At 54.0% G+C, this 6,622-nt stretch carries 7 protein-coding genes and 4 pseudogenes; 3 read left to right on the top strand and 8 right to left on the bottom strand.

The genetic code is table 11. From position 1 onward, the window contains the following. Positions 1-757: pseudogene (gene mutY, locus BG74_RS05200) on the bottom strand (A/G-specific adenine glycosylase); the annotation flags it as partial. A 168-nt stretch (positions 758-925) separates the two neighbouring features. Between mutY and trmB the strand changes: the two are divergent. The 3 genes and pseudogenes from trmB to BG74_RS16915 form a co-directional block, all read left to right on the top strand. Further along, positions 926-1,645 (top strand): tRNA (guanosine(46)-N7)-methyltransferase TrmB, encoded by a 720-nt coding sequence (trmB, locus tag BG74_RS05205; protein WP_066597086.1) that lies wholly within the window; start codon positions 926-928, stop codon positions 1,643-1,645. Continuing rightward, complete coding sequence (locus BG74_RS18900) at positions 1,629-1,763, top strand: hypothetical protein (protein ID WP_256364225.1); 135 nt, start codon at positions 1,629-1,631, stop codon at positions 1,761-1,763. The genes trmB and BG74_RS18900 overlap by 17 nt, the downstream gene beginning before the upstream one ends. Continuing rightward, positions 1,747-2,110 (top strand): annotated as a pseudogene (locus BG74_RS16915) (YggN family protein); the annotation flags it as partial. The gene BG74_RS18900 and the pseudogene BG74_RS16915, both read left to right, overlap by 17 nt. A 609-nt stretch (positions 2,111-2,719) precedes the next feature. Here BG74_RS16915 and BG74_RS20545 read toward each other — a convergent pair. The 7 genes and pseudogenes from BG74_RS20545 to BG74_RS05240 all read right to left on the bottom strand — a co-directional run bounded on the left by BG74_RS20545 (position 2,720) and on the right by BG74_RS05240 (position 6,568). Further along, positions 2,720-2,896, bottom strand: coding sequence for a hypothetical protein (locus BG74_RS20545; RefSeq protein WP_439895665.1), 177 nt, complete (start codon positions 2,894-2,896; stop codon positions 2,720-2,722). Positions 2,897-2,928: 32 nt separating this feature from the next. Further along, positions 2,929-3,411, bottom strand: a complete 483-nt coding sequence (locus BG74_RS20550; RefSeq protein ID WP_439895673.1) for a radical SAM protein — start codon at positions 3,409-3,411, stop codon at positions 2,929-2,931. A 1-nt stretch (position 3,412) separates the two neighbouring features. Next, positions 3,413-4,026, bottom strand: a pseudogene (gene rdgB / locus BG74_RS13260) (RdgB/HAM1 family non-canonical purine NTP pyrophosphatase); the annotation flags it as partial. A gap of 57 nt (positions 4,027-4,083) precedes the next feature. Further along, complete coding sequence (locus BG74_RS05225; protein WP_439895666.1) at positions 4,084-4,359, bottom strand: DUF167 family protein; 276 nt, start codon at positions 4,357-4,359, stop codon at positions 4,084-4,086. Positions 4,360-4,380: 21 nt separating this feature from the next. After that, positions 4,381-4,935 (bottom strand): YggT family protein, encoded by a 555-nt coding sequence (locus BG74_RS05230; RefSeq protein ID WP_066597090.1) that lies wholly within the window; start codon positions 4,933-4,935, stop codon positions 4,381-4,383. A 51-nt stretch (positions 4,936-4,986) separates the two neighbouring features. Next, the gene (gene proC / locus BG74_RS05235) at positions 4,987-5,808 is read right to left on the bottom strand and encodes a pyrroline-5-carboxylate reductase (RefSeq protein WP_066597094.1); all 822 of its coding nucleotides are present in this window, start codon (positions 5,806-5,808) and stop codon (positions 4,987-4,989) included. 20 nt (positions 5,809-5,828) lie between these two features. Continuing rightward, a pseudogene (locus tag BG74_RS05240) lies at positions 5,829-6,568 on the bottom strand (YggS family pyridoxal phosphate-dependent enzyme). Between the last annotated feature and the right edge of the window lie 54 nt (positions 6,569-6,622).

The raw sequence follows: 6,622 nt of genomic DNA on the forward strand, positions 1-6,622 counted from the left end.
CCACCGGGCGCTGCTCAAGCCATACGCAATTGCCATCCTGCAGCAGCAAAAACCAGGCGGTTTTTTCCGGCAGAATCTTATTCGGTTTTTTACCAGGATAGCTGGTCCAGCTATGGGACGCGTAGGCCTGGCAACCCTGGTGCAGAGGGCATAGCTCGCATTTCGGCCGCGATCGGGTGCACACCATCGCACCCAAATCCATCATGGCCTGGTTGAATTGCGCTACTCCTCGCGCTGGAGTGACCTGTTCACTGTGTCGCCACAGCCGCTGCTCCACCTCTTTTTTCCCTAGCCAGCCGGTAATGGCGTAGTAGCGGGCGAGAACCCGGTTCACGTTGCCGTCAAGAATAGGATAGTGCCTGTCCAGCGCCAGCGATAATATGGCGCCCGCGGTGGAGCGGCCAATGCCGGGCAGGACGCAGATATCATCAAAGTCTTCAGGAAATTCGCCATGGTGCCGCTCGCTAATGAGCTGGGCCGCTTTATGCAGATTGCGCGCGCGGGCGTAATATCCTAGGCCGGTCCACAAATGCAATACCTCATCTAGCGGCGCCGCCGCGAGTTGGCCGACGGTAGGGAATTTGGCCATGAAGCGTTGAAAATATGGGATGACGGTCATCACCTGCGTTTGTTGTAGCATAACCTCCGATAACCAGACTTTGTACGGTGTTTTTTCCAACTGCCAGGGCAGCGTTTTGCGGCCGAACCGTTGGTACCAGTCTAGAACGAGTTGTGCGAACAGCGGCGCTTGCGTCATTGGGAAACCATTACCTGTCTGCGAAGATCCACGTCGTTATTCTAGTGCGCGATTGCAGCATAGTGCACACAGGCTGTAAACAGGAACCTTACTCTGTTGCGCACTTGCTAAATAGCACTATCTTTGCATAATGTGCGTTTGCCAACCATTTACACATTGCGGAATTTTATGAGAAACAATGTCATCTCCCTCGAATTAGACGACCAAGGACGCCCGCTACGCCGGATACGCAGTTTCGTCCGGCGCCAGCGCCGGCTGACCAAAGGGCAGCAACATGCGCTGGATACACTATGGCCGGCGATGGGAACCGACTATCAGGCGCATCCGCTCGATCTTGATGCGCTGTTCAGCCGCGCAGCGCCGGTGACACTGGAGATTGGTTTTGGCATGGGGGTGTCTTTGGTTACTATGGCATCGGCGCATCCCGAGCAAAATTTCATCGGTATTGAGGTCTACTTGCCTGGCGTCGGCGCCTGCCTTGCCAGCGCACAGGAAGCCGGCGTCAGTAATTTACGAGTGATATGTCATAATGCAGTGGAAGTGTTGGAGAAGATGATCCAGGATGCGTCTTTGGCGCTGGTGCAACTGTTTTTCCCTGATCCCTGGCATAAGGAGAGGCACAATAAACGCCGTATTATACAGGCGTCGTTTGTCGAACTAGTCAGCCGCAAACTTGCCGCCGGCGGGGTATTCCATATGGCGACAGACTGGCAACCTTATGCCGAACATATGCTGGCAGTCATGTCAGCTGCCAACTCTTTCCATAACCTTTCCTTCACCGGGGATTGTGTGCCACGGCCGGCGAGTCGACCGTTAACCAAGTTTGAACAGCGCGGTCAAAAGTTGGGTCATAGAATTTGGGATTTAATGTTTGAAAAAGAGACCTGAGCAACAGGCAGGAGCGATTCTAGTTTTCTTCACTCAGGTCATTATCAGGAGAAAGTATTTTGTGCAAAGTAGTGCTCGTATTGTTGCTAAGACCGGCCTGCCAGGCTCAGGTTTATAAGAGCGCCCTACGACGGGATTTACCCTGGATTGACAATGTCCGCCAGGCGCTGGATAAGATTATCGTGCAGCGGCTCAGCCGCGACAGTAACGTGCGCAATCGGCTAACCACGTTGGATAGCCATCTAATGAAACAGCAGATGGCCACATTATCGAACACCGCAGCGACGGCTTCACTTTCCATCATCAAGTCATTAATCAGGTCGAGCAGGATAGCCGGCAAATCGTGGAACAGAGCATGAGTGGCATAGTGCAAGCCTTAATGAGCCGGGCGCACGCTAGGCAGTCAACGGCAGTAATTCACTGCAGTCGGTGATGGGCAACCTGCAACAGGTGCTACAGACCGAATAGAATAATCAAGAGCAGGATTTCCAACAGTNNTGTGCCAGCAGGTAACCGACCTTGAGCAGCAGCACTAGACGCTAGTGAGGGCACCGCCCTGATCTTTTCTGGTGTAGCGGTAAAGATGAATGTTTTCTCAGCGCGGCTATAACACCCTGAGGCGCTGCTGCGCGTGGCCTTACGTAAAGCCCTAGCATAGAGTTAAGAAACAGCTTGCTTTTGTCGGGTACCCTGCCACTGGCTGTCGTTTTCGCTGATATACCCGCCGGCCAGCGCTTGATTCCAGTGCGGGGCGCACCGCGGTTTCTAAGCAGCACGGTAAAGGCAGTGAATTCCACTAACGCCGCTACTTTCAACAGCCGGAAGCGGTTAATGAAATATTAAAACGGCAATTCAGTCGGCGCGACCGGATAGCGTTTAGCTAGATAATTACCCTACATATAACCGCGTGGATGGCAGGTTTTCGCCGTGCGCACCACTGTATCTTCCGGCTGGTTCAGTTTCCCGTGGGCCGGGGGCCCCGCAACCAATGCCAATATAATCGCCGAAACGCCAATAATTGAGATTGTGACGGCACTGGAAGTCGGGCTTGGCGTAGGCGGACATTCCATACTGTCAGTAACCCGCCATGGTGAGTAGCATGTCGTCGTTCTGGTAGATGTCCCAAAGCACATCATCATCCGGCAGAGCCGGCGGCTGCGAGCCAAATAATGTATTTGGCTCGATGGTCAATTGATACCAGGAAAAATGTGGCGTCGCCAGGGCGATAGCCTGGGCAAAATCATCAAGCACGCCCGCAACGGACTAGTCTGGCAGGCCGTTCATTAAATCAAGATTAAAGCTGCACAGGCCGAGCGAGAGGCTGCCAAATTCGCCGCACGTCGGGCCTCTTCCGCACCATGTATATGACCGAGATGGGCGAGCTTCTCCGGCTCGAAGCTCTGTACACTAATGGACATGCGATTGATGCCCGCTTGCTGATAAGCCATGAAACGATCCGCCTCGACGGTACTTGGATTAGCTTCCATGGTAATTTCGACGTCCTGGGCCAGCAGCAGCCTCTGGCGCACGCCATCGACCAACGACGGCATGGTGCTGGACAAAATCAGGCTGTGCTGCCGCCGATGAACAGGGTATTGACGGTGCGACCCGGATGTCAGCGGTAAGTTATGATTCAAATCCTCCAGCAGGTGATCGACATAGTCTTGATGCGGTATTTTACCCTTCAGCGCGTGGGAATTGAAATCGCAATAAGGGCATTTTTGCACGCACCAGGGAATATGCAGATAGGCTGAGCAGCGGTAAATAGGCATGGCGCAGCGCGCCCAGTAGGCGGGTCAGCGCCTGACCGCAGTGGGAGAGCACCTGCTTTTCTTTTACGCTAAGGTCGGCGGAGGTTCGTCCTTGCTCAGCTGGCAGGAAAACGGGATCTTAGCCAAAACTGCTGGCGTCGGACGGCTGGCACGCAATCTCACCGGACCAACTGCTGTGACACACCAGCGGTATCGGATCGTTGGCATGGCGAAGATAAACCAGTACGCAGTGAAATTGTGTGCCACGCTGGCTATCTAGCACCGAGGAGGCCCATTGCCGCTAGCAACTTGTCCAGATTTTGCCGGTCGCTGACGTGGCGTCCTTGCCCTCATAATGGGCCGAATAGATGCCCGGCGCGCCGGCGAGCGCATCCACTGCTAAGCCTGAATCTCGACGATGGCCGGCAGACCGGTGACCAGGATCGCGGGCAGGGCCTTGATCAGTGCATTTTCAACAAACGTCAAGCCGGTTTCCTCCATCGAGGACACGCCCAGCGTGCTCTGCACCCCACTATCTCCATAGTTCTCCATAGTTAAAAAATCCGCCAGCGAGTCGGCAAACTCAGGCGCTTTACCGCCGTCGCCGGTGGCCAATACCACTTTTTGCATAGATTTATCCGCAATATAGTGCGCCTTGCAGCGTGCTGAGGGCAGTGATTAAGGGGTTCAGGCAGCACCAAGCAGACGTACAATGAACTCGGGAATCTGCCGGGGCTGGTCGATCTTGAGTTGTTTATGACACCCCAGTTCCCTTTTTTCCATAATGACGCGGCTTTCTGCCACGCGAAATCCTTTCGTCAGAAAATGAATCGAAAGGTTATTCGCCTGGCTGTCTACTGGCGGCGACGTGATAACGACCTTGATTTCATCGCCGTAGGCACCGACGATATGGTCGCGGCTGACCCTTGGGCTGGATGATATAGAGCCGCAGTGCCAGTGCATTGCCCTCGCACTAAATACCGATCACAGGCGGTACCAAATTCCCGGGAACAGATCCATACCAAGATAATTCAGGACATAAAGGATAAGGATCACGACCATCGCCGAAAAATCGATGCCGCCCATGGCTGGCAGAATGCGGCGAATCGGATACATCAGCGGTTCACTCAATTGATAAAGCACCACATCCATTGGGTTGCGACCTTGGCTGACCCAACTGAGCAAAGACCGAATAATTACCACCCAGAATACCAGCTCACCGGCCGCTTTTAGCACCGCCAGCAAGCCGACCAGCAAATAAATAGGATCTAGGATCAGGACGTGCATCTCGATGAGCATCAGCAGCAGGAATTTTATCATTGCCAAAATAAACGCCAGCAGCAATGAGCTGCTGTCCAGCGGCCCGAGTGTGGGAACAACCCGGCGCAGCGGCCCGATCACCAGCTGGGTGATTTTGATGATAACTTGCGAAAACGGATTATAAAAATCACAGCGCGTCCACTGCATCCAAATGCGCAGCAGCAACACCATAATATAAAGATCGATTAGCGTTTTGACCAAAAACGTCAGCGTCAGCATAATAGCAAATGTCCTTAATCAGGTTAACAAGCGCCGCGTCGGCGACAATCATCAAAATAATTTTTCCATCTCTTCGGCGCGCGCTACCGCCGCCTGCATTGCGCTGGCAACGGTGCGGGACAGCTCCTGCTGTTCAAAGACCTGAAGCGCCGCAGCAGTGGTGCCCCCTTTAGAGGTCACGTTCTGCCGCAGGATGGCAAAAGAGGTATCGCCCGCGTCCGCGGCAAGTGCCGCGGCGCCGGCGGCGGCCTGCAGAACCAGAGTACGAGCGGTGGTTTCATCGAAGCCCAGCGTTAACGCCTGCTGCTGCATAGCTTCCATAAACAGGAAAAAATAGGCTGGCGCGCTGCTAGCGGTGGCGATAATGCCATTAATATCGCTTTCCTGTTTCAGCCAGCACAATTTTCCCACCGTGCCCATTAACTGGGCGCTGAATGCCCTGTCCTCCTCGCTAGTCTGCGGGGGCGCGTACAGGCCGCACATCCCTTTGCCCACCAGACAGGGCGTATTGGGCATCATCCGCACAATGGCGATATTTTCGCCCAACAGCTCATAAAACCGGCTCAAGGTAACACCTGCAGCAATGGAAAGCACCAGTTTGCCGGAAAAATCTACCTCTACGCGCAGCGATTCGCAGACCTGGGCGATAAGCTGCGGCTTCACCGCTAGTACTACTACATCTGCATTGCGGGCACCGCGCAGATTATCGCCGCTGCTTTGCACGCCGTAACGCTCGGCCAGCGCGCCGCGGTGCGTGGCGGAGGGAGCGCAAACCGTGATCAAGTGCGCGGGATAGCCGTTATTCACCAGGCCGGCGATGATAGCCTGCACCATATTACCGGCACCGATAAAAGTGATATTACAATGTTGCATGTAATTCCTCGTTAAGCTGTTCAGGGGTGGGTAACCCCTACTCTCTGGCGTCTGTCGCCGAAAATCACGGGGCTGATATATGCACCATCGTACTACCGGCAGCGATAGCCGCAGGCATATCGTCCATCATACCCAGCGACAGCGTATCGACGTTGAGGTAGGCGCGTTGTAAGGTTTTATACAAGTCTTACATGCTCTTAAACACTGCCAATTGTCGATGGAAATCGCTCTCTGGCACTGGGATAGCTATCAAACCGCGCAACCACAGGCGCGGACAATCCGCGATGAGCACCGCAAGGGACAACACGTACTCGGGCACGATACCGTCCTTGGTGGCTTTGCCACTGATGTTGATTTGCCACTGATATTAATTTGAATTAGCACATTGAGAGGCGCGCGTTGCGCGGGCCTCTGATCGTTCAGCCGATGGGCCAGCTGCGGGCGATCTAAGGTATGGTACCAATCAAAATTCTCCGCTACCAGACGGCTTTTATATTGGCCTGTAACGAACCGATAAAGTGCCAAATAAGCCCCGAGGCCTTAGGCTGCTCGCGGAACCAGCCTATTTTTTCCACACCCTTTTGCACATAACTTTCTCCGAAGGCCCGCGACCAGCTGCGATGTTGGCTTCGATCGTCGTCACAGGTTTAGTTTTACTGACGGCGAGCAAGGTAATCTGCTGAGGATTGCGGCCGAAATCCTGCACAGACGCACGGATTTTCTGATGAACGCGCTGTAGATTCTGCTCGATAGTGATCATAAGTTTCAGGAGGCCATATGGAATTGGATAAACTGGTGGACCACAGTGTAAAGC

Source organism: Sodalis-like endosymbiont of Proechinophthirus fluctus (genome assembly GCF_001602625.1).
Classification (GTDB): domain Bacteria; phylum Pseudomonadota; class Gammaproteobacteria; order Enterobacterales; family Enterobacteriaceae.

Bases quoted from the DNA above. Each gene is read 5' to 3' on its own strand.
- trmB (WP_066597086.1), top strand. From the start codon at position 926: ATGAGAAACAATGTCATCTCCCTCGAATTAGACGACCAAGGACGCCCG.
- BG74_RS05225 (WP_439895666.1), bottom strand. From the start codon at position 4,359: ATGCACTGGCACTGCGGCTCTATATCATCCAGCCCAAGGGTCAGCCGC.
- BG74_RS05230 (WP_066597090.1), bottom strand. From the start codon at position 4,935: ATGCTGACGCTGACGTTTTTGGTCAAAACGCTAATCGATCTTTATATT.
- proC (WP_066597094.1), bottom strand. From the start codon at position 5,808: ATGCAACATTGTAATATCACTTTTATCGGTGCCGGTAATATGGTGCAG.